Origin of the sequence: Maribacter litoralis, assembly GCF_902506355.1 — a bacterium.
GTDB lineage: Bacteria > Bacteroidota > Bacteroidia > Flavobacteriales > Flavobacteriaceae > Maribacter > Maribacter litoralis.
Genome location: NZ_LR733271.1, coordinates 3,159,022 through 3,180,180, shown reverse-complemented (window position 1 = coordinate 3,180,180; position 21,159 = coordinate 3,159,022). Strand labels below are relative to the sequence as shown.

Below are 21,159 nucleotides of genomic sequence, written 5' to 3'. Positions count from 1 at the left end.
TTTGAAACTTAGCAATGTTCCAAGCCTTATAATACTGCTGTGCAGCACCATTGGTTTTGCTCAGAACGCTACTATTTCGGGTATTGTATTTGATGAGGATAACAAGCCATTGCCCAATGCTAATATCACTACTCAAGATTTAGGCACAATTTCGAATGCCAACGGATTTTATATTCTTGAGATTATAGCTGATAAAGAAAATACCATATCTTTTTCTCACGTAGCCTATAAAGACGTTGTCATAGAAAAATTAATTCTAACGACTAACGAAACCTTTGAATTCAATCCGGTGCTAAAAAGCGATGTCACACAAATAGATGGTGTTACCGTAACTGCAACAGGAGAAAGATCAATTAACAATATACTGAACATTACTCCAGAAAAAATAAGAAAGATTCCTGGTGCAAATTCTGGAGTAGAAACCATATTAAAATTATTACCAGGTGTATCTTCAAACAATGAATTAAGTACACAATACGCAGTGCGCGGCGGAAACTTTGATGAAAACTTAGTCTATGTTAATGAAATTGAAGTCTATAGACCATTTTTGATTCGATCGGCACAGCAAGAAGGCTTAAGTTTTGTAAATAGTGATCTTGTTCAAAATGTCAAATTTTCTGCAGGTGGTTTTCAAGCTAAGTACGGAGATAAAATGTCTTCTGTTCTAGATATAAAGTACAAAACTCCTACACTTTTTTCTTTACGTGCAGATTTAAGTTTTTTAGGTGCTAGTGCAAGTTTAGAAACAATATCAAAAAACAAAAAATTCAGTTCTGTATCAGGTGTAAGGTATAGAAACAATTCTTTATTGGTAAATAGTCAACAAACACAGAGCAATTTTAATCCGTCATTTACAGATGTTCAAAGCTATTTAACCTACCATATTTCACCTAAATTCCATCTTAATTTTTTAGGAAATATAGCTATCAACGACTATAAGAACGAACCAATCAACAGACAAACGAATTTTGGCACCATAGATAATCCGCAGGCATTAGTGGTTTATTACGAAGGGCAAGAAATCAATCGATACAATACTGCTCTTGGGGCTTTAAAAGGTAGCTATCGATTAAACGAAAACACCACTTTAAAACTTATTTCATCCATATACCATACCACAGAAGAAGAATATTCAGATGTTATTGCGGCGTATGAATTAGGTGATATCGACAGTAATTTAAATAGTGACACTGCAGGTCAGGTTCTAACATCTAGGGGCGTAGGTTCGCAATTTAATAGAACAAGAAACGATTTAGATGCATTAATATTCAACCTAGAACACAAAGGCACACATACCAAAAACAACGAATTAATAGAATGGGGCATAAAATATACACATGAAGATATAAGAGATCAATTAAGAGAGTCTGAGTTTATCGATTCTGCCGGACATTCCATTAGACCACCGCAATCGGAGTTCATGAACAATCAACCTTCAGAGGCATTCGATGCACCCCTAGTTGCTTATAGCGGACTTAATGCATTAAATTTCGTAAAAACAAATAGATTCTCAGCCTATGTGCAACTAGGCACCCACAAAACTTGGAATAATACTGATATTTATTACAACGCAGGTTTACGTTCTCACCATTGGACAGTAAGCGGCACCGGTGTCGAAAAAGTATCTCAAACAGTAATTAGCCCTAGGGCTCAATTTGCTATAAAGCCAAACTGGAAAAAAGACATGCTGTTCAAAATAGCTACAGGAATATACCACCAGCCGCCCTTTTATAGAGAATTAAGAGATAATACAGGAACCATACAAGCCAAAGTTAAAGCACAAAAAGCATTTCATTTGGTGGCAAGTAATGAATATAGTTTTCAATTATGGGACCGACCTTTTACACTTATTAGCGAGGCATATTATAAAAAACTGAACAATATAAACCCGTACACACTAGAAGATGTTCGAATTAGATATGCCGCTACTAATGATACCGAAGCCTATGTGTATGGCGCCGAAGTTAGAATGAACGGTGCATTTGTGCCGGGTACGGAGTCTTGGGTAAGCATTGGCTACTTGAAAACGGAAGAAAATAGAAATAATAGAGGTTATATCGCTAGACCGACAGATCAACGTTTAAAATTTGGAATTCTCTTTCAAGATTATATACCCACAATTCCCGATTTAAAAATGTACTTAAATTTGGTGTACCAAACCGGTGTACCCGGCGGATCTCCAAGTTATGCCGATCCATATATTTTTCAGAATAGATTAAGAGATTATAAACGTGCAGATTTAGGAATTTCCTATATTTTTGCAAATAGTAACAAACAATATTCAAGTACACATTGGCTTCATAGTTTTAAAGAATTGAGTTTAGGTTTTGAAATTTTTAATCTCTTCAACAATCAAAATTCAATTACTAATACTTGGGTAAGGGATGCGGATAGTAAAAACGAATACGCCGTACCAAACTACCTTACCTCTAGAGTATTAAATTTAAGATTGGGAATTCGCCTATAAAAAATAAAAATGAAAAGACTACTTTTCTTAATAGCCCTAATTACTTCTATTACTACAGTCGCCCAAAAAAATATTTACGAAAGTCCAAATTTTGATCGTTTGAGCGAAGATCATAAGGTTTTGGCAATTATGCCTTTTCTTACCAATTTAGACCTTAATGAGAAAATTTCTAAATCGGAACAAAAGAGATTAGAAGAAAATGAGGGTCATGCGGTACAGAATGCTCTAGAAACCTATTTTTCTGAACGAAGTAAAAAGAAAAAATTACCGGTTACTTTCCAAAATATTGAAAACACAGCAGCCATATTAGCGAAAAAAAACATCAGTTATGAAAATATTGATGTGTATACCACCAAAGAACTAAGCGAAATATTAGGCGTAGATGGTATTATAAGCGGAACCTTAGATCTTAATATTTTATTATCAAACGGTATACCTACAGAATTTAGTTTTACCGATTACTTCTCTGGCGGCGCCAATTATGGCAGAATAGGTATTAAAATAAGTGATGGAGATACCGGAAAACTTCTTTGGAAATATGAAAAAGAAATTAACAAGAAGACAGGTAAGAACACTACAGATCTAATTGACCGTATGATGAAATTAGCTATTAGAAAATTTCCATACGAAAGAGAACGTAAACGCGATAGAAACAAAAATTAATTACGCTTCAATTATCTCTTTTAAAACATTGACCGTATAATCAATATCTTCTTTGGTATTGTATGTAGAGAATGAGAAACGCACAGATGGTTTCTTCATATCCTCATCAGTAAGAATTTGTGTAAGCACGTGCGAACCCATATCACTACCAGACTGGCAAGCACTACCTTTAGAACAGGCGATACCTTTCATATCTAAATTAAATAACAATAACATCGCTTTTTCTTCTTCAATTGGCAAGCATACATTCACTAATGTATATGTACTTTTATCTAAATCGCCAGAGTGTCCGTTAAATTTTGCATCTGGTATTACGGACTTCACTTGGTCAATGAAATAAGATTTTAGCCCTTCAACATACTGTTTTTCCTCATCTAAATTGTCGTAAGCATGTTTAAACGCTTCTTCCAACCCTACTATGTTATGAAAAGATTCGGTCCCTGCCCTAAGTCCTCTCTCTTGTGAACCACCTGAAATCATGGAGTTTAAACCAGAATTTTTACGTATAAATGCGAAACCAACCCCTTTTGGTCCATGAAACTTATGCGCAGCTGCAGCTAAGAAATCAATAGGAAAAGCTTTTACATCCCAATGGTAATGACCTAAAGACTGTACTGTATCTGAATGCACCAAGGCATCATACTTTTTACTTAAAAGTGTAATTTCCTTTAAGTCTATTTTATTTCCAATTTCATTATTTACATGCATTAAACTCACCAGTTTTTTAGAATCATCTTTCTGTAATAACGATTCTAAATGTGCTAAATCCGGATTACCATATGCATCTAAATCTACATACCATAACTGTATTAAGCCTTTTTGCTCCAACTCTTCCACCGTATGTAAAACCGCATGATGTTCAATTCTAGTGGTAATAATGGTTTTTACTCCTAAATCGCGTACTGCACATCTCAAGATCATATTATCCGCTTCGGTACCACCAGAAGTAAATATAATTTCAGATGGTTGGGCATTCATATATTTAGCAATAGTTTTACGCGCACTTTCTATAGCTGTTTTAGCTGTTCTACCAAAACTATGCGTAGAAGAAGGGTTACCGTAAACAGCCAAGGCCTCTTGCATTTTAGCTATAACATTTGGGTGTACTTGAGTAGTTGCTGCGTTATCTAAATATACATGTTTCATATATGCGTACTCTTAAATAAATAAAGGGCAAAAATAGTTAATTAACCCATAAATGACCGTAATGCAACAGACAGATTTCCAAATTTTAAATTAAATTTGATCTATGAAAAAATATCTTTTACTTGGAAGCTTATTTTTGTTGTTCGCTTGCGATGACGGCGATTTACAAATAGAAACCGTAGATTTTGATAGTATTGACGAAATAGAGTTTTGCGATGAAATTACGGCCAATGTAGAAAATGTTGTTTTCAAGATAAATGATGATGAAGCCTTAATATTAACGTTATCAAGCTCTTTAATTCAAAATGCAGTAACCACTACAGATAGAGAAAGCACCGTACCTAGTGGCTCACAGGTTACTTATAGAATTTTTTCCGAGACCGTAACCAGCAGTTATTTCTGTGATTCACCACCACCTGTAACACCTACCGTCTCTGAAGAAATTGAAGCTGAAAGCGGTAGCATATTGGTAACTACTACAACCGAAAACGACACGTTATTTACACATACCATTCAACTAAGTGGTATATCGTTCTTAAATGAAAATGGTAGTAGAATTACAGATTTACAGATCAATGAGTTTGGTTCTATTACAACTTCTATAGAATAACTTAATAATTCTGAAAGATATATACCTCGGTAGCACCTAACCCGTATTTTTGATAGTCGGCATCATAGAACTTTACATTGTCATATTTTCTAAAAAGGTATCCGAGCTCTTCTTTTAACACTCCCTCACCTACCCCATGAATAAACACTACTTTTTGTATGCGTTTATTAATGGCAAAGTTCAATTGTCGTTTGGCGGTATCTAATTGCAAATTTAGCATATCAAATTTCCCCATCGATTTCGGGTTCTTAACAAGTTGGTTAATATGTAGATCAACTTCCATTTTAGGAGCGGTGCGTTCTTTGGCCTTTACCGCGGGTGCTTTTCTACGTTTTGGAATTTCCTTTTCTTTTTTAATTTTAGCTATATCATAATTAGACACACGAATGTCATCTGATATCAATACCAGTTCTTGAGCATTAAAAGACAACGGAAAACCATCATCACTTACAATAGTGATTGTACTACCATTAATAGATTCTACAACACCTTTAATGACATCATCAATCGTTTCTACGGTATCACCAATCTTAAATTGAGGCATGTTTTTGTTTTGTATGCACAAAAATAATGGTAATTTTCCGACTATTAATTTATTTACAGATGCGCCTTAAGGCATTAATTCTTTTTTTGGCATTAGAAAACTTTATGCTTCCCTGCTTTACTAAACAGTTGCTTGGGGTAGATTGCCCTGGGTGCGGATTGCAACGTTCGTTGTTATTTTTAATTAAGGGAGAATTTATTTCCGCCTTTTTAATGTATCCGGCTATATATCCTATGCTAGCCTTATTTGCCTTTTTGGGCATCAATAAATTTTATCCGATTAAACATTCAAATACTATTACGATTATACTTATGGTGAGTACCGTAGGTTTTATATTGACCAATTACATATTAAAATTTATTTAACTAAACCTTTAAATTATGGAACAACAAAAATTACCCAATGTAACATTAATATTAGTGCTTGGTATTGCATCTATTATACTTTGCTGGTGTTATGGTGTTTTAGGCCTAATACTTAGTATCATTGCTCTTATATTAGCCATGAACAGTTCAAAAACCTATAAAGCTAATCCAGAAGATTACACTAACTATTCAGCATTAAAAACCGCTAAACTAGTTTCTATTATTGGTCTAGTTTTAAATATTCTCTTCTTGATATTTATTATAGGTTTTATAATGTGGATTGGTTGGGACGTTGTTATGAGCCAGGATCAAGAGTTAATACAAGAAAGAATGAATGAACTATTAAATAATTAAATGAACAACTCAGAATATCAACAAATACCAGGTTCTAGCAATGCATTGACATTTGGCATATTATCTATTGTATTAACCATTTTCTGTTGTGGTCCTTTTGGGGCTATATTCAGTTTTTTGGGCTTAAGCAATGCTAATAAAGCCAAAAGATTTTATGAAGAAAATCCTGGTAATTACCGAGGTTTCGAAAATATTAGCACAGGAAAAATTCTATCGTATATAGGTTTGGCACTAGCGTTAATTTATTTAGTTCTCGGTATCATTTATTTCGGATTGATTATCGCATTTTTTGCAAATGGCGAGTTTCAATAAGAATAAAAAGCTCAAAAAAAATCCCCGATGTAGATCGGGGATTTTTTATTTCTATTTTTTAAACTCTTGCAGTGTTTTAATAATAATAGCAACACAATCTAAAAGTTGTTCTTTAGTCATAACCAACGGTGGTGCAAACCTTATAATATTACCGTGAGTTGGTTTCGCAAGCAGACCATTTTCCTTTAGAGCCATACAAATATCCCATGCGGTTGAACTTTCTTCACTATCATTAATAAGTATAGCATTTAAAAGACCTTTACCACGAACACTATTCACCAAATTAGTTGTAGGTATAAATTTATTAAGCTCTGATCTAAAGAGTTCGCCCAACTCAAATGCATTATTTGCAAGCTCTTCATTTTTCACTACTTCAAGAGCTGCCATGCCCACGGCTGCAGCAATGGGGTTTCCTCCAAATGTACTTCCATGATTTCCTGGGCGAATAACTCCCATAATATTGTCATTTGCCAAAACTGCTGAAACAGGATATGCTCCACCAGATAAGGCTTTGCCTAAAATTAGAATATCTGGTTTAATTTCAGGAGTACCGCTACAATGCTTATCTGAACAAGAACAATTGCCACAGGTTGCCAATAAACGACCCGTTCTTGCTATACCTGTCTGTACTTCATCGGCAATGAACAAAACATTATACTTTTCACATAATGCTTTTGCACCACTTAAATATCCTTCAGAAGGCACATAAACCCCTGCTTCACCTTGTATAGGTTCCACTAGAAAGCCTGCTATATTATCATTAGATCTTAAAACTTCTTCCAAAGCTTCTAAATTATCGTACGCTATTTTAATGAACCCGTCTGTATATGGTCCAAAATTTTTACGAGCTACCGGATCATTAGAAAAGGATATAATAGTAGTGGTACGACCATGAAAATTGTTTTCACAAACAATAATCTCAGCATTGTTCTCTGCAATACCTTTTTCTTCGTAAGCCCATTTTCTACAAATTTTTAAAGCCGTTTCAACAGCTTCAGCACCTGTATTCATAGGTAACAGCTTATCGAAATGAAAAGTTTCGGTAGCATATTTTTCATACTTACCCAACATATCATTGTAAAAAGCCCTTGAGGTCAACGTTAAGGTTTTTGCCTGATCCGTCATTGCATTTACAATCTTTGGATGGCAATGACCTTGGTTTACCGCAGAATAAGCAGATAAAAAATCATAATACTTTTTTCCTTCAACGTCGCATACATAAACACCTTCTCCCCTGCTCAATACAACAGGTAATGGGTGATAATTGTGTGCTCCGTGTTTATCTTCTAATGCAATTGCATCTTTAGAAGATGTGATGTTTTCTAAAATTGACATGATAAAAAATTACTTTAAATAAAACTTTAGCAATTCCTTCTATACCTTTTTCCTTTCAGATCCCGATAAAGCCATCGGGACGAAAATTCAGCGTGGGAGAGAAATCATCCTGTAGAATTACAAACTTAATAAATAATTTTTTTGAATCACCATAAAACCTGTAAGAAGCTATGAACTACGATATAATGTGACCTCTAACAAAAAATTGTGTCTTAACCAATACAACCAATTAATTATAAAAAGAACACTATGAACTATTTAGAGAACATTATGACCAGCCTTTCCAACTCAGTTGGCGATTTTTTACCAACTACTATTGGCGCTATACTAATACTTATTATTGGCTGGTTTATTGCAGGATTTTTAAAAAGGCTGATTACCAAATTAATCAAAAAAACGAATGTAGACAGCAAACTTGGAACGGGCAAAGTTGTACTATCATCCTTTATTGGAAAACTAGTATACTTTTTTATCATGATTTTTGTTTTCATGCTTGCGCTAGAAAAGCTGGGAATGAGAAGTGTTTTAGATCCGGTCAAAAATTTACTTAATGGGTTTACAGATTACATACCTAATATTGTAGGTGCAGGCTTAGTAGGTTATATTGGTTATATGTTAGCAACCATAGTTTCTGAACTTGTTGGGCTTTCTGGTGAAACCATACAAAGCTTTGTTCCTAAATTAAAATTACCCGAGAATTTAAATTTAGTGAACATACTTAAAAAAGTCGTTTTTATTTTCATATTCATTCCATTATTGATCACTGCTCTTAATATTTTAAATATGGATGCCATTTCTGTTCCGGCAACACATATGTTAGAACAGTTTTTCAATGCCATCCCTAAAATTATTGTTGCAGTACTAATTCTACTAATATTTGTAATTGGAGGTAAATTTGTTGCTGGCTTAATAACCGATTTATTAGAGAGTTTAAATTTAGATGGCATAGTTAACAAAATGAACTTAAGCAGTATTTCGTCTAAAACCAATCTTGCAAAATTAATTGGTAACGTGGTTTACTTTTTCATTGTTCTTTTTGGGATTATTACCGCACTGGAAAAATTAGAATTTGAAAAACTAACAAATGTATTGGACACCCTAGTTGGGGTTTCAGGAAATATTCTATTTGGACTTGTTATACTGATCATAGGTAATTGGATTGCTTCAACGGCTCACAAAACAATGGCCAAAGATGAAAATAATCTTTTTGTAGCCTCGATAGTAAGAATGTGCATTTTAGCTATTTTCTTAGCGATGGGTCTTAAAACCATGGGCATTGGTGATGACATAATAAACATGGCCTTTGGTATTACATTAGGCACCATTGCAGTCACCATTGCACTATCTTTTGGCTTAGGCGGAAGAGAAGCTGCAGGTAAACAAATGGAGAGAATTTTAAATAAATTCAACAAAAAGAAATAGTAGCTTTTTCTACCAAATAAAATTTAAAAGTCAGGAAATCTTTCAAAACGATATTCCTGACTTTTATTTTTATGAAAACCCAAACCAGTGCATTACAATATTGAACTTCCTTTTTAACTAAATATAACAAGTCAACAGTACTTATTAGTTATAATAAATGCAACGGGATGCTTACTTTTGCCACATGCGAAAAAAGAAAAAGCGACTGGTTTTTGAAAATGTTTTGGTGACCGATGCAGCTGCAAAAGGTAAAACTATTGGTAAAGCCCCAGATGGCAGGGTTATTTTCTTGAACAACACTGTACCTGGTGATGTGGTAGATATACAAACCACTAAAAAGCGAAAAGCATATTTCGAGGGCACAGCAATTAATTTTCACTCCCTTTCAGATAAAAGGGTAGATCCAGTTTGTCAACATTTTAATGTCTGTGGAGGTTGCAAATGGCAAGATATGGGCTACGAGCATCAACTATTTTACAAACAAAAAGAAGTAGAGAACAATCTTAAAAGAATCGGCCATTTAGATTTACCGGAAATGACGCCGATTTTAGGTTCTGAGAAACAGTATTTCTACAGAAATAAGATGGAATTTTCATTTTCCGATAGTCGTTGGCTTACCCTAGATGAAATTCAATCTGACAAGCAAATCGATGATAAAAATGCTTTAGGCTTTCACATACCAGGTATGTGGGATAAAATATTGGACATTAAAAAATGTCATCTTCAAAAAGACCCTTCAAACGCTATTCGATTAGAAACAAAAAGATTTGCAATTGAAAACGGATTAACGTTTTTCAACCCAAGAAACCAATATGGTATGTTACGCACATTAATGCTAAGAACATCATCTATTGGCGAGATAATGGTATTGGTGCAATTTTTTGAAAATGACAAGGAGAAAAGAGAGCTTTTATTGAACCATTTAACAACTAGGTTCCCTGAGATAACATCTCTGTTATATGTAATAAACCCGAAGCAGAACGATACTATTTATGATCAAGAAATCATCTGTTTTTCTGGAAGAGATCATATTTTTGAGGAAATGGAAGGGCTTAAATTTAAGATCAATGCAAAGTCGTTTTATCAAACCAACTCCGAGCAGGCTTATGAGCTTTACAAAATCACCAGAAATTTTGCCGATTTAAAAGGTGATGAATTGGTGTATGACCTTTACACAGGCACGGGAACAATAGCTCAATTCGTATCAAAAAAAGCAAAGAAGGTTGTTGGTATTGAATCTGTTCCTGAAGCTATTTTAGATGCAAAAGCCAATGCAGAAAGAAATGCAATTAAAAACGTAGACTTTTTTGTTGGGGACATGAAAAATGTTTTTAACGAACAGTTTATAGCTCAAAACGGTGTTCCCGATGTTATAATTACCGACCCACCACGTGATGGAATGCATAAAGATGTTGTTCAACAAATATTGAACATTGCGCCTAAAAAAGTAGTGTATGTTAGCTGTAATAGTGCTACCCAAGCTAGAGATTTAGAATTGATGAAAGAAATGTACAACATTATCAAGGTTCAACCTGTAGATATGTTTCCGCAAACTCATCACGTAGAAAATGTTGTACTTTTAGAAAAGAAAATTTAGGATGAGAAGATTATATTTCGGGATATTACTTTTCTGGGCAATTATTTGGGCAACTTCATGTGAAAAGGATGACATCTGTGTTGAAGGTGATACTCCCCTTTTGGTCATAGAGTTTTATGATGCCACAGACACATCGACTTTAAAAGAAGTTACAACTTTGAGAGTTGTTGGCGTCGGGCAAACTGTTACAGTAGGTACATTTACAGATCGCTCAAGTGTAAGCTCCATTACAATACCCTTAAAAACCGACGAGGATAGTGCTAGTTTCATTATAATCAATGAATCTGCTTCAGACGATAATGGTTCAGAAACAGGTAATTTAGATACTATCAATTTTTCATATTCTAGAATTGAAGATTTTTTATCACGTGGTTGCGGTTTCATCGTTAATTATGATGAGCTTGAAGCAAATGTTACCGCAGATACAGATAATTGGATTCAAGATATAGAAATTACGCAGTCTTTAGTCACCAACTCAGATTCTACACATGTCAAGATTTTTCATTAATCTATTATTAGTTCTAAGTACGTTTTTGGCGCTGGGCCAGAGCAAGCCTATAGATTTACACCCGAAAGATTCGGTAGAATACAAGCAATCTTACGGACTAAGAGCAGGTATAGATATAAGCAGAATTATTACGAGCTCATTAGATGACAATTATAAAGGTTTAGAATTTGTAGCCGATTATAGACTAACCCAAAATCTTTACTTGGCAGCTGAACTAGGTAGCGAAGAAAAAACGCGGCAAGAAGATCTTTATAACTTTACTACTAATGGCAGTTATATCAAAATTGGTATTGATAAGAATAACTATTTTAACTGGTATGGAGAACGAAACATGATCTATATGGGTGGTAGAATAGCGTATAGTTCTTTTGACAATACGCTTAATAATTATCAATATTTTGATACCAATAGATACTGGAATCCAGATGATTTTGCTACAGGATCTACCGAAGCTGAGGAATTTTCAGGTCTTTCCGCCACTTGGATAGAAGGTGTTTTTGGCACAAAAGTAGAATTGCTTTCTAATATATATGTTGGTGCAAGTATTCGTTTAGGTCTTATTCTAAGTCAGAAAGAAGATGAACGGTTTCCTAATCTTTGGGTTCCCGGTTTCAACAAGGTAACTTGGGACAGTAATTTTGGAGTGGGTTATAATTTTAGCATCTCATACTTTATTCCTTTCTACAAAAAGAAGAACAAAGCAAAGAAAAAAACTGAAAATTCAACAGAGCCCCAAGGACCACCTCCAAGACCGAACGAAGGTTTATAAAATTTTAAATCCTTTTATAAAAATCCACTTCATAACTATTTTTTTAACACCTTCAATTTTGACTACTGTAAACTTAGGCGCTAAAAATGATGCCGAAATTGCCGCAATTACAGATAAATAAATTGAACTTATTGTTAAAGTCATATGTAGTACAACACGGAATACTATGAATAATAGTGCAAAGGCTAAAAAATTATATACTAATACCTTGTGTTTCAATTTCATTTCTCAGTTCTATTTTGATATTTGGCTTTTTTACTACCTTCATACATTTCATACTTCACCAACCGTGATTCCAAATGACTGTTGAAAACTTTAATCTTTCTTGAAGGTCGTAAACCTACAAATTTCAAAGCTGGTAAATTACTGGTTACAAACCAAGCATTAGTTCCCGGATAACCTTGTTTTAAGGTGTCACCAATGGCACTATAAAAGTTTTCCATCTCTATATCCAAACGTTCGCCATAAGGCGGATTAAAACACATGTGCAATGTTCCTTCTGTTTGTTTAGAGGTTTTAAAGAAATCTTTTCTTTCTACAGTTATATATTCATCAAGATTTGCATTCTCAATATTATCTTGTGATTTTCTTACTGCAGAAGGGGCTTTGTCGTAACCAATGATCTTATGGTGAAACTCTCTAGTTTTCTTTAAACTAGAGTCCACGATTTTCTCATATAACTCCGCATCGAAATCCGTCCATTTCTCAAAAGCAAAACCCTTTCTATTAATATTGGCAGGTATATTACAAGCAATCATTGCTGCCTCTGTCAACATAGTACCACTACCACACATAGGGTCCATAAAATCACATTGACCGTCCCAACCACTCAATAAAAGCAAACCAGAAGCAAGCACTTCATTAATTGGGGCGATATTGGTTGCGGTGCGATATCCCCTTTTGTGCAATGAATACCCAGAACTATCTAAAGATACATTACACTCATTATTATGAATATGAATATTTATTCGTAAATCTGGATCTTTAACATCCACATCTGGTCTTGTTCCATCCGTATCCCTAAACTTATCTACTATGGCGTCTTTTGTCTTTTGAGACACATATAAAGAATGTGTGAACTGTTCTGAATTTACGGTAGTATCAATAGCAAAAGTTTCACTAACAGATAGGTATTCGGTCCAATCCATTGCATAGATTTTTCTATACAGATCTTTTTCATCCCTAACGCGAAACGAATGAATTGGCTTTATAATTTTAATAGCGGTACGCAAACAAAGGTTCGCTTTGTACATAAATCCATTGTCCCCTTCGAAAGAAACATTTCTTACCCCTTCTACTACATTACTAGCCCCTAGATTTCTAAGTTCTTTTGACAAAAGCTCTTCAAAACCGAATAAGGTCTTAGCGACCATTTTAAAATTATTACCCATATTCATCTTTTCACGAACCACAAAAATACGCTAATTTTGACGCTAGTTTAAAATATGACCCAATTCCTTTAGCAAAAGCTTAATTAGCATTTATATGATCTATATTTTACCAATTTTGGGAGTGCTGATTAGTTTTCTTTTTGTGGTGGTTACAAAACCTCAAAAGAATGAATCCTTTAAACTTTTATTGGCATTCAGCGGTGCTTTTCTTTTAGCCTTGACCATCTTTGAAATGCTACCCGAAGTCTATTCAACCATAGCGCCAAAAACAATCGGTGTCTTTATTATGTTGGGTATTCTGTTTCAAATATTTTTAGAATTCTTTTCAAAAGGAGCTGAGCATGGTCATGTACATATATCAACGGATAGTCAAAATTTTCCTTGGTTGCTTTTTATTAGTCTTTGTATACACTCACTTTTAGAAGGCTTGCCCATTGATGCAAATGACACTATTATTTATGGCATATTAATACACAAAATACCCATCGCAATTGTACTTAGTATTTTTCTATTGGCATCTAATATCAAACCACTATATGCCGGTCTGTTCATGTTATTATTTTCAATAATGACACCCATAGGTACCTATTTAGCACATACAATAGAATTATTTACCACTTATGGAATTTATTTAAATGCATTAGTTATAGGTGTGTTCTTACATATTTCAACTGTAATACTATTTGAAAGTTCTGAAGGGCATAAATTTAATTTAAGAAAGTTATTAGTTATTTTACTAGGTATTACAATCGCATATTATCTATAATGTTCAGTAAAGAAGAATCACGAAAATTACGAGAAGAATTTTGGATAGCATTTGGTAAATCATTTCCGTACAAATGGACATTGTACAAAACTGAAGTAAAAGGATTATCCTTTAAATTCCATTTTGATGTAAAGATGGCAATGGTCTCAATTGATGTAGATTCAGATTTTGAACAAAGAATCAAAGTATGGGATAAATTAATAGCACTAAAATCAATTTTAATAGACGAATTTCTTCCAGAAGCCAACTTTGAAGATTTCTATATTCTTAAAAACCAAAAAGAAATTTCAAGAATATATGTAGAATTGAATAATGTTTCCATTCATAATAAAAATACATGGAGGCAAACAATGGAGTTTTTGAACAATAATATGCTTCAAATAGAAAAATTCTACCTAGAGTATAAAGATTTTATTGAATCATAAAAGGGCAAGACAAAATCATTTATCAAATAACATCTAGATAAATAAAAAACCAATGACTAATGGCTCCACCTAATACAAAAAGATGCCAAATAAAGTGATTGTAAGGTATTCTTCTCACAGCATAGAATAGTATGCCTATAGTGTAGAACAACCCACCTAACATAAGTAATTGAATTCCTAATTCTGAAGTATTATCCACTAAATTTTGAAAATCTAATACTATTAACCATCCCATTGCCAAGTACAATAGTAGTGATACCATTTCAAATTTACCGGTGAAAAACAATTTCAATATAGTTCCAATAGCTGCAATTCCCCAAACTATAAAGAAAATCAGCCAACCATTACCATTAACAAGTGTTATTAGTGCAACGGGTGTATAAGTACCAGCGATTAAGTAATAAATATTTATGTGGTCAAGAATTCGCGTTCTCATTTTCCACACCTTATCATCAACGGCATGATATACTGTTGACATCGTCAACATACTTATTAAGGAAATACTATAGATAATGATAGCAAAGGTTGCATATGCAGATTTATACGTATTAGCTGAGAGTAATATAAATAGAGCTACAGTAGCCAATACCGCCCCAACACCGTGGGAAATTGCGTTAAACCTTTCCTCTTTATCCAATAATTTTAGAAGTGGCATATGAATCTATAATTAGTCCTTTAGTATTTCTAAAGAGGTAGTGTATAATTATATTAAAATTATTAAAAGATCAATCAAGTATTAGAATATATTCCATAAAAAAAGCCCCTTACATTGATGTAAGGGGCTTTCGAAAAAGGCGGCTACCTACTCTCCCACTTGGTATAGCAGTACCATCGGCGCAAACGGTCTTAACTTCCCTGTTCGGAATGGTAAGGGGTGATTCCTTATATATACCTCGCGGTATACTATATTCGTATGTTTCTTAATTCGTGTTCCTCTCGTCCAGGTCCTCACCTGAACTCGATTCTTAAATCTCCACAATATTTCAATGAACTTCTATCCACTCGGCTCCAAAGATCTTACGACATTTTCGCTTCGTTTCCCTTAGGTGTTTCCCTAAGCGGCTGCAAATATACAACTGTTTTTTAACCTGGCAACTTTTATCGAAAAAAATATCTTTCTTTTTTTTTCGCCAAACCAAAACAACATATATATGAACCTATTTCCAACTCCCGATTCCAAATTATCTTCCTCGTTTGCGGGGTGCAAATCTACAACCTATTTTCCATTACACAAGACTTTTTACATAAAAAATCGAAAGACTTTCCATATAAAATCTCAACATATTTATTTACAGCTATTTAACTTTAAAATAAAAAAAAGCGGTATTAAATTTAATAAAAAAATTAATACATAAACACCAAATTTTAAAAATTATCACACTTAAAACCAAGACCAAATTACCGCAAAACGAATCAAACCATATAACATGACATCATATACTTTATATAGACACTTCAAAACATAACACTATTCTATTGCGGACATGGATAGTTCATATTATCTTTGGCACCCTATAATATGTATGAGAAATGATTAAAATTACACTTCCCGACGGATCGGTCAAGGAATTTGAAAAAGCAACTACTCCAATGGACGTTGCAAAAAGCATAAGTGAAGGATTAGCACGTAACGTTATATCTGCAAAATTCAACGAAACCATTGTTGAAACCACTACTCCGTTAGAAACGGACGGCACCTTAACCCTATTCACATGGAAAGACAAGGAAGGGAAGACAGCTTTTTGGCATTCCACTTCACATATTGTAGCACAGGCCATAGAAGAGTTATACCCTGGAGTTAAGTTAACTATAGGACCTGCAATTGAAAATGGATTCTATTATGATGTTGACTTACCCAATGGCTCCATATCGGAAAAAGACTTCGCCACAATAGAAAAGAAAGCATTAGAAATAGCTCGGGGAAAGCATGATTATAAAATGAGAGCGATATCAAAAGCTGATGCTCTATCATTTTATAAAGAACAAGGCAATGAGTACAAGGTTGAATTAATTGAAAATCTTGAAGATGGCACTATAACATTTTGTGATCACGATACATTTACAGATTTATGTAGAGGTGGTCACATTCCTAACACAGGTATTGTAAAAGCAATTAAAATTCTGAGTGTAGCAGGTGCATATTGGAGAGGCAACGAAAACAACACACAACTTACCCGTATATATGGTATTTCTTTTCCTAAACAGAAAGAGCTAACTGAATATTTAGCACTTTTAGAAGAGGCAAAAAAACGAGACCACAGAAAATTAGGTAAGGAATTGGAATTATTTACATTTTCACAAAAAGTTGGTCAAGGATTACCACTATGGTTACCAAAAGGTGCCGCTTTACGAGAGCGACTGGAGAACTTTTTAAAGAAAGCACAAAAAAAAGCCGGTTACGAAATGGTGGTTACACCACATATTGGACAGAAAGAATTATACGTAACTTCTGGACATTATGAAAAATATGGCGAAGACAGCTTTCAGCCCATACACACACCGAAAGAAGGCGAGGAATTTCTATTGAAACCAATGAACTGCCCTCATCACTGTGAAATCTACAACACTAAACCTTATAGCTATAAAGAACTTCCAAAAAGATTTGCTGAATTTGGAACAGTATATAGATATGAGCAAAGTGGCGAATTACATGGTTTAACAAGAGTACGCGGCTTTACGCAAGATGATGCACATATTTTTTGTACACCAGATCAATTAGACGCGGAGTTTAAAAATGTAATTGACCTATCATTATATGTATTAGGTTCTTTAGGTTTTGAAAATTTTACAGCACAGGTTTCGGTACGCGACCTTGACAACCCTGAAAAGTATATTGGTTCTGTAGAAAATTGGGAAAAAGCAGAGCAAGCCATTATTAATGCCGCAAAAGAAAAAGGACTGAACTTTATCGTAGAACCAGGTGAAGCTGCTTTCTATGGTCCGAAATTGGATTTCATGGTAAAAGACGCCCTTGGAAGACAATGGCAACTAGGCACGATACAAGTAGATTACAACTTACCAGAAAGATTCGACTTAAGTTATAAAGGCAGTGATAATGAACTACATAGACCGGTAATGATACACCGTGCACCCTTTGGTAGCATGGAGCGTTTTATAGCTTTATTATTGGAACATACAGGAGGTAATTTTCCACTATGGCTAACACCTGAACAAGCTATTATTTTACCTGTAAGCGAAAAACATGAAAAATATGCCGAAAAAGTTTTAAAATCCCTAGAAAATAACGAAATTCGCGCCCTTGTAGACAGTAGAAATGAGACTGTAGGCAAAAAAATACGTGAAGCAGAAATGGCCAAGATACCTTTTATGCTGATCGTAGGAGAAAACGATGAGGCAGACAACACTATATCTGTTCGAAGACATGGAGGTGAAGATTTAGGAGCAATAAGCATTGCGACATTTACAGACTTGGTAAACACAGAAATAAATAGTACCTTAAAGACGTTTTAAATAAAAGTTTAATTAAAAAGAATTAGTCATAGCAATACGTAAAAGATTTAGACCGCAACCTAGAAGGGAAAATAAGAATCCTCATAATATTAATGAGAAGATTACTGCCCCTAAAGTTAGGTTAGTAGGTGACAATGTTGAAGTAGGTGTATATCCTTTTCCTCAGGCTCTTGAAAAAGCAGAAGAATTAGGTTTGGATTTGGTTGAAATTTCTCCAAAGGCAGACCCTCCTGTTTGTAAGATAATGGAGTATAAAAAGTTTTTATACGAGCAGAAGAAGAGAGATAAGGCCATGAAAGCCAAAGCTTCAAAGGTTGTCGTAAAAGAAATAAGATTTGGTCCCAACACTGACGACCACGATTATGAATTTAAAAAGAAGCATGCTGAAAAGTTCCTGAAAGAAGGAGCTAAATTAAAAGCGTATGTTTTCTTTAAAGGACGATCAATTGTCTATAAAGACCAAGGGGAGATTTTATTATTGAGATTAGCATCTGAATTAGAAGAATTAGGAAAAGTAGAGCAGATGCCTAAATTAGAAGGAAAGCGAATGACAATGTTCATTGCGCCGAAATCTAAAGGAAAATAACATAACACTTCGGCATCGTTCAACGACCGAAGTATTTAAAATACTGAACGCTGCTTGCTTTTGTAGGCAGCGTTTAGCATGCAAAGTGAGATTAATATATAAACTAGGAGAAAATGCCTAAACAAAAAACAAAATCGAGTGCTAAAAAGCGTTTTAAGCTTACAGGTACCGGTAAAATTAAAAGAAAGCACGCTTTTAAGAGTCATATTTTGACTAAAAAATCTAAAAAGCGTAAGCTTAAGTTAACTCATGATGGTTTAGTTCATCAAGCAGATGTTAACAGTATTAAAGAACAATTACGTTTAAAGTAATTTCAGTTCTTTAAAAGGTAAAATTATTAACCATGGAGTTAGGCAATAAAAGTTCCTTAAAATAAACAGGGCGCCTACTACAAAAAAAATTAGAAAAAATGCCAAGATCAGTAAATGCAGTAGCTTCCAGAGCCAGAAGAAAAAAGGTGATGAAGCAAGCCAAAGGTTACTTTGGAAGACGTAAAAACGTTTGGACAGTAGCCAAAAACGCGGTTGAAAAAGCAATGTTATATGCTTATAGAGACCGTAGAAACAAGAAAAGAACTTTTCGTTCATTATGGATTACCCGTATTAATGCAGGTGCCAGACAACACGGAATGTCCTACTCTCAATTTATGGGAAAAGTAAAAGCTAACAACATAGAACTTAACAGAAAAGTTCTTGCTGATTTAGCAATGAACCACCCAGACGCCTTTAAGGCAGTTGTAGATCAGGTAAAATAAATTAATAACAATCTCACTTTTTGAAAAATCCGATTCTTATGAGTCGGATTTTTTAATTTTAGCTATTGCCGATTTAAACTCTAGCCAATCTATAAGCTCATCTCCATTTTTGTCATAACCTTCTATAAGCTTTGAAGAAACAATACCCCGTATAAAACCACTAATTTCAGCTTTTTTCAATAATTTTACGATTTCAGATTTTGTTAGTTTCTGATCATTATCTTCATCAAAAAAGTTGAATGCCATTTCAGGAGTTTCAAAATGGTTCGTAATCAATATTTGAATTTTATTTAAAATAGATTCTTCTGTTGTCATACTATCGTACTTTTATTTTAATTTATAAAAAAATTCAATTTCCCCACAACGTAAGAACTATGTTTCTACCAGAAGCATAATTTCTATGTTCGCATAAGTAAATACCTTGCCATATCCCCATATTCAATTTTCCGTTCGTTACAGGTACTTGAACTGAAGCTCCCATTAAAGATGCTTTTATATGTGCAGGCATATCATCTGAGCCCTCGTAATTATGCTTATAATATGGCGCATTCTCTGGCACCATTTTATTAATATGAGACTCAAAATCATCACGAACTGTAGGATCTGCATTTTCATTTATTGTTAAACTAGCAGACGTATGTTTTATAAAGACCTGAAGAAATCCATTATCAACTTTATTGATTTCCGGTATTTTAGATAATACTTTATCTGTAATAATATGAAAACCTCGTTTATACGCAGGTAAAGTAAATTCATTCTGAAATAACTTCATACACTATAATTTATTAAATAAAGGTAAAACTTTGAGCAATAATAACTACGTTAAGCCGCATTCAAATATCTTTGTCTCAAATTTAGAAATATATGGATTTATCGAAGATTAAAATGGTTGTTTCTGACATGGATGGAACACTTCTAAACTCAGATCACAAAGTCAGCGACCAATTCTTTGACCTCTTTAAACAATTAAATTCTCAAGGCATTACTTTCGTAGCTGCAAGTGGCAGACAATATAATAGTATTATTGACAAACTTGCACCAATAAAGAACGATATAATTGTAATTGCTGAAAACGGCGGTTTTGCAAAGAAGAAAGAAACAGAACTTTTAGTCACTCCTTTAGAAGACCACCATGTTCAAGATATTCTAAAAACTTTAAATACAATACCTAATATTCACCCCGTTTTGTGCGGTAAACATGAGGCATACTTGACAGGAAAATCAGAGGAGTTCGTAAGCAAACTAGCGGAGTATTATACCGAGTTTAAAATCATTGATGACTTAAGTGCATTCAATTCTGAAGTCATAAAAATTGCTATCTATCATTTTGAAAGTTCCGAACAGCATATATACCCCTATGTAAAACATTATGAGGGAGATTTAAAGGTAAAAGTGTCCGGAGAAAATTGGTTGGACATTTCCAATATAAATGCACACAAAGGCTATGCATTGATCAAACTTATGGAAAGCTATAATCTAAAATCTGACGAGGTAATGGTATTTGGAGATTACAATAATGACTTAGAAATGTTGGCATTGTCAGATTATGGGTTTGCTATGGAGAACGCGCACCCAAATGTAAAGAAAGCTGCAAAATACACTACATTAAGCAATGATGACAATGGCGTAGAACACATACTTAAGCTCCTTATTAAATAACACCAATCAATTCTG

24 protein-coding genes and 1 rRNA gene are annotated in these 21,159 nt (G+C 34.0%); 17 read left to right on the top strand and 8 right to left on the bottom strand.

Going from position 1 to position 21,159, the window contains the following annotated elements; translation table 11 throughout:
• The first annotated feature begins 1 nt into the window (after position 1).
• Together EXIGUO8A_RS13400 and EXIGUO8A_RS13395 are read left to right on the top strand one after the other, a co-directional pair.
• On the top strand, positions 2-2,467 hold the full coding sequence (locus tag EXIGUO8A_RS13400; RefSeq protein WP_159303523.1) for a TonB-dependent receptor: 2,466 nt from the start codon (positions 2-4) through the stop codon (positions 2,465-2,467).
• A 9-nt stretch (positions 2,468-2,476) separates the two neighbouring features.
• Positions 2,477-3,130, top strand: a complete 654-nt coding sequence (locus EXIGUO8A_RS13395; RefSeq protein ID WP_116771998.1) for a hypothetical protein — start codon at positions 2,477-2,479, stop codon at positions 3,128-3,130.
• Here EXIGUO8A_RS13395 and EXIGUO8A_RS13390 read toward each other — a convergent pair whose 3' ends face one another.
• Positions 3,131-4,276 (bottom strand): cysteine desulfurase family protein, encoded by a 1,146-nt coding sequence (locus tag EXIGUO8A_RS13390; protein ID WP_159303522.1) that lies wholly within the window; start codon positions 4,274-4,276, stop codon positions 3,131-3,133. It abuts the gene before it with no gap.
• A gap of 103 nt (positions 4,277-4,379) precedes the next feature.
• Here EXIGUO8A_RS13390 and EXIGUO8A_RS13385 point away from each other — a divergent pair, with 103 nt between their 5' ends.
• Positions 4,380-4,886 carry a hypothetical protein gene (locus tag EXIGUO8A_RS13385; protein ID WP_116771996.1) on the top strand — a complete coding sequence of 169 codons (507 nt, stop codon included), beginning with the start codon at positions 4,380-4,382 and terminating at the stop codon, positions 4,884-4,886.
• Position 4,887: 1 nt separating this feature from the next.
• On the opposite strand, the gene EXIGUO8A_RS13380 is transcribed toward EXIGUO8A_RS13385, so the two are convergent.
• Positions 4,888-5,430, bottom strand: coding sequence for a Smr/MutS family protein (locus EXIGUO8A_RS13380; protein ID WP_159303521.1), 543 nt, complete (start codon positions 5,428-5,430; stop codon positions 4,888-4,890).
• 59 nt (positions 5,431-5,489) lie between these two features.
• Here EXIGUO8A_RS13380 and EXIGUO8A_RS13375 point away from each other — a divergent pair, with 59 nt between their 5' ends.
• Genes EXIGUO8A_RS13375 through EXIGUO8A_RS13365 form a run of 3 tightly spaced genes read left to right on the top strand, consistent with a single transcriptional unit; the run spans position 5,490 to position 6,461 of the window.
• On the top strand, positions 5,490-5,795 hold the full coding sequence (locus tag EXIGUO8A_RS13375) for a DUF2752 domain-containing protein (RefSeq protein WP_116771994.1): 306 nt from the start codon (positions 5,490-5,492) through the stop codon (positions 5,793-5,795).
• A 15-nt stretch (positions 5,796-5,810) separates the two neighbouring features.
• A complete protein-coding gene (locus tag EXIGUO8A_RS13370) occupies positions 5,811-6,149 on the top strand; it encodes a CCC motif membrane protein (protein WP_159303520.1) in 339 nt (112 codons plus the stop codon).
• Positions 6,150-6,461 carry a CCC motif membrane protein gene (locus EXIGUO8A_RS13365; protein WP_159303519.1) on the top strand — a complete coding sequence of 104 codons (312 nt, stop codon included), beginning with the start codon at positions 6,150-6,152 and terminating at the stop codon, positions 6,459-6,461. It begins immediately after the preceding gene.
• 51 nt (positions 6,462-6,512) lie between these two features.
• On the opposite strand, the gene rocD is transcribed toward EXIGUO8A_RS13365, so the two are convergent.
• Positions 6,513-7,796, bottom strand: coding sequence for an ornithine--oxo-acid transaminase (gene rocD, locus EXIGUO8A_RS13360; protein WP_159303518.1), 1,284 nt, complete (start codon positions 7,794-7,796; stop codon positions 6,513-6,515).
• 249 nt (positions 7,797-8,045) lie between these two features.
• Between rocD and EXIGUO8A_RS13355 the strand changes: the two genes are divergently transcribed.
• The 4 genes from EXIGUO8A_RS13355 (at position 8,046) to EXIGUO8A_RS13340 (ending at position 12,092) form a co-directional block, all read left to right on the top strand.
• Positions 8,046-9,218, top strand: coding sequence for a mechanosensitive ion channel (locus EXIGUO8A_RS13355; RefSeq protein WP_159303517.1), 1,173 nt, complete (start codon positions 8,046-8,048; stop codon positions 9,216-9,218).
• A 184-nt stretch (positions 9,219-9,402) separates the two neighbouring features.
• On the top strand, positions 9,403-10,815 hold the full coding sequence (gene rlmD / locus EXIGUO8A_RS13350) for a 23S rRNA (uracil(1939)-C(5))-methyltransferase RlmD (RefSeq protein ID WP_159303516.1): 1,413 nt from the start codon (positions 9,403-9,405) through the stop codon (positions 10,813-10,815).
• 1 nt (position 10,816) lies between these two features.
• On the top strand, positions 10,817-11,323 hold the full coding sequence (locus EXIGUO8A_RS13345; RefSeq protein ID WP_159303515.1) for a DUF6452 family protein: 507 nt from the start codon (positions 10,817-10,819) through the stop codon (positions 11,321-11,323).
• On the top strand, positions 11,304-12,092 hold the full coding sequence (locus EXIGUO8A_RS13340) for a DUF6048 family protein (RefSeq protein WP_159303514.1): 789 nt from the start codon (positions 11,304-11,306) through the stop codon (positions 12,090-12,092). Before EXIGUO8A_RS13345 ends, EXIGUO8A_RS13340 begins: the two co-directional genes overlap by 20 nt.
• 221 nt (positions 12,093-12,313) lie before the next feature.
• On the opposite strand, the gene EXIGUO8A_RS13335 is transcribed toward EXIGUO8A_RS13340, so the two are convergent.
• Positions 12,314-13,483: a THUMP domain-containing class I SAM-dependent RNA methyltransferase gene (locus EXIGUO8A_RS13335; protein WP_159303513.1), complete on the bottom strand. Its 1,170-nt coding sequence runs from the start codon at positions 13,481-13,483 to the stop codon at positions 12,314-12,316.
• A 94-nt stretch (positions 13,484-13,577) separates the two neighbouring features.
• Here EXIGUO8A_RS13335 and EXIGUO8A_RS13330 point away from each other — a divergent pair, with 94 nt between their 5' ends.
• Positions 13,578-14,249 (top strand): ZIP family metal transporter, encoded by a 672-nt coding sequence (locus EXIGUO8A_RS13330; RefSeq protein WP_159303512.1) that lies wholly within the window; start codon positions 13,578-13,580, stop codon positions 14,247-14,249.
• Complete coding sequence (locus tag EXIGUO8A_RS13325; RefSeq protein ID WP_159303511.1) at positions 14,249-14,674, top strand: DUF4268 domain-containing protein; 426 nt, start codon at positions 14,249-14,251, stop codon at positions 14,672-14,674. The genes EXIGUO8A_RS13330 and EXIGUO8A_RS13325 overlap by 1 nt, the downstream gene beginning before the upstream one ends.
• A 22-nt stretch (positions 14,675-14,696) precedes the next feature.
• On the opposite strand, the gene trhA is transcribed toward EXIGUO8A_RS13325, so the two are convergent.
• A complete protein-coding gene (gene trhA / locus EXIGUO8A_RS13320) occupies positions 14,697-15,329 on the bottom strand; it encodes a PAQR family membrane homeostasis protein TrhA (protein ID WP_159303510.1) in 633 nt (210 codons plus the stop codon).
• 134 nt (positions 15,330-15,463) lie between these two features.
• Positions 15,464-15,570, bottom strand: a 5S ribosomal RNA gene (gene rrf / locus EXIGUO8A_RS18860).
• Positions 15,571-16,204: 634 nt separating this feature from the next.
• On the opposite strand from rrf, the gene thrS reads away from it, so the two are divergent.
• From thrS to rplT, 4 genes are all read left to right on the top strand, one after another.
• A complete protein-coding gene (gene thrS / locus EXIGUO8A_RS13315; protein ID WP_159303509.1) occupies positions 16,205-18,145 on the top strand; it encodes a threonine--tRNA ligase in 1,941 nt (646 codons plus the stop codon).
• A 28-nt stretch (positions 18,146-18,173) separates the two neighbouring features.
• Positions 18,174-18,731 (top strand): translation initiation factor IF-3, encoded by a 558-nt coding sequence (gene infC / locus EXIGUO8A_RS13310; protein ID WP_116770903.1) that lies wholly within the window; start codon positions 18,174-18,176, stop codon positions 18,729-18,731.
• 113 nt (positions 18,732-18,844) lie between these two features.
• Entirely contained in the window at positions 18,845-19,042 is a 198-nt protein-coding gene (rpmI, locus tag EXIGUO8A_RS13305; protein ID WP_027064530.1) for a 50S ribosomal protein L35, read from the top strand.
• Between the two features lie 98 nt (positions 19,043-19,140).
• Entirely contained in the window at positions 19,141-19,485 is a 345-nt protein-coding gene (gene rplT / locus EXIGUO8A_RS13300) for a 50S ribosomal protein L20 (RefSeq protein WP_027064529.1), read from the top strand.
• A 36-nt stretch (positions 19,486-19,521) separates the two neighbouring features.
• On the opposite strand, the gene EXIGUO8A_RS13295 is transcribed toward rplT, so the two are convergent.
• Both EXIGUO8A_RS13295 and EXIGUO8A_RS13290 read right to left on the bottom strand, forming a co-directional pair.
• On the bottom strand, positions 19,522-19,800 hold the full coding sequence (locus EXIGUO8A_RS13295) for an EF-hand domain-containing protein (protein WP_159303508.1): 279 nt from the start codon (positions 19,798-19,800) through the stop codon (positions 19,522-19,524).
• Between the two features lie 34 nt (positions 19,801-19,834).
• Positions 19,835-20,257, bottom strand: a complete 423-nt coding sequence (locus EXIGUO8A_RS13290; protein ID WP_159303507.1) for a secondary thiamine-phosphate synthase enzyme YjbQ — start codon at positions 20,255-20,257, stop codon at positions 19,835-19,837.
• Positions 20,258-20,349: 92 nt separating this feature from the next.
• Between EXIGUO8A_RS13290 and EXIGUO8A_RS13285 the strand changes: the two genes are divergently transcribed.
• Positions 20,350-21,144 (top strand): HAD family hydrolase, encoded by a 795-nt coding sequence (locus tag EXIGUO8A_RS13285; protein ID WP_159303506.1) that lies wholly within the window; start codon positions 20,350-20,352, stop codon positions 21,142-21,144.
• Positions 21,145-21,159: the final 15 nt, after the last annotated feature.

Excerpts from the sequence above, each read along its gene's own strand:
- trhA (WP_159303510.1), bottom strand. The coding sequence starts at position 15,329 with ATGCCACTTCTAAAATTATTGGATAAAGAGGAAAGGTTTAACGCAATT.
- EXIGUO8A_RS13380 (WP_159303521.1), bottom strand. The coding sequence starts at position 5,430 with ATGCCTCAATTTAAGATTGGTGATACCGTAGAAACGATTGATGATGTC.
- EXIGUO8A_RS13340 (WP_159303514.1), top strand. The coding sequence starts at position 11,304 with ATGTCAAGATTTTTCATTAATCTATTATTAGTTCTAAGTACGTTTTTG.
- EXIGUO8A_RS13395 (WP_116771998.1), top strand. The coding sequence starts at position 2,477 with ATGAAAAGACTACTTTTCTTAATAGCCCTAATTACTTCTATTACTACA.
- EXIGUO8A_RS13365 (WP_159303519.1), top strand. The coding sequence starts at position 6,150 with ATGAACAACTCAGAATATCAACAAATACCAGGTTCTAGCAATGCATTG.
- EXIGUO8A_RS13390 (WP_159303522.1), bottom strand. The coding sequence starts at position 4,276 with ATGAAACATGTATATTTAGATAACGCAGCAACTACTCAAGTACACCCA.
- EXIGUO8A_RS13375 (WP_116771994.1), top strand. The coding sequence starts at position 5,490 with ATGCGCCTTAAGGCATTAATTCTTTTTTTGGCATTAGAAAACTTTATG.
- thrS (WP_159303509.1), top strand. The coding sequence starts at position 16,205 with ATGATTAAAATTACACTTCCCGACGGATCGGTCAAGGAATTTGAAAAA.
- EXIGUO8A_RS13285 (WP_159303506.1), top strand. The coding sequence starts at position 20,350 with ATGGATTTATCGAAGATTAAAATGGTTGTTTCTGACATGGATGGAACA.
- EXIGUO8A_RS13290 (WP_159303507.1), bottom strand. The coding sequence starts at position 20,257 with ATGAAGTTATTTCAGAATGAATTTACTTTACCTGCGTATAAACGAGGT.
- EXIGUO8A_RS13385 (WP_116771996.1), top strand. The coding sequence starts at position 4,380 with ATGAAAAAATATCTTTTACTTGGAAGCTTATTTTTGTTGTTCGCTTGC.
- EXIGUO8A_RS13370 (WP_159303520.1), top strand. The coding sequence starts at position 5,811 with ATGGAACAACAAAAATTACCCAATGTAACATTAATATTAGTGCTTGGT.
- EXIGUO8A_RS13295 (WP_159303508.1), bottom strand. The coding sequence starts at position 19,800 with ATGACAACAGAAGAATCTATTTTAAATAAAATTCAAATATTGATTACG.
- EXIGUO8A_RS13345 (WP_159303515.1), top strand. The coding sequence starts at position 10,817 with ATGAGAAGATTATATTTCGGGATATTACTTTTCTGGGCAATTATTTGG.
- EXIGUO8A_RS13330 (WP_159303512.1), top strand. The coding sequence starts at position 13,578 with ATGATCTATATTTTACCAATTTTGGGAGTGCTGATTAGTTTTCTTTTT.
- rpmI (WP_027064530.1), top strand. The coding sequence starts at position 18,845 with ATGCCTAAACAAAAAACAAAATCGAGTGCTAAAAAGCGTTTTAAGCTT.
- EXIGUO8A_RS13325 (WP_159303511.1), top strand. The coding sequence starts at position 14,249 with ATGTTCAGTAAAGAAGAATCACGAAAATTACGAGAAGAATTTTGGATA.
- rocD (WP_159303518.1), bottom strand. The coding sequence starts at position 7,796 with ATGTCAATTTTAGAAAACATCACATCTTCTAAAGATGCAATTGCATTA.
- rlmD (WP_159303516.1), top strand. The coding sequence starts at position 9,403 with ATGCGAAAAAAGAAAAAGCGACTGGTTTTTGAAAATGTTTTGGTGACC.
- EXIGUO8A_RS13355 (WP_159303517.1), top strand. The coding sequence starts at position 8,046 with ATGAACTATTTAGAGAACATTATGACCAGCCTTTCCAACTCAGTTGGC.
- EXIGUO8A_RS13335 (WP_159303513.1), bottom strand. The coding sequence starts at position 13,483 with ATGGGTAATAATTTTAAAATGGTCGCTAAGACCTTATTCGGTTTTGAA.
- rplT (WP_027064529.1), top strand. The coding sequence starts at position 19,141 with ATGCCAAGATCAGTAAATGCAGTAGCTTCCAGAGCCAGAAGAAAAAAG.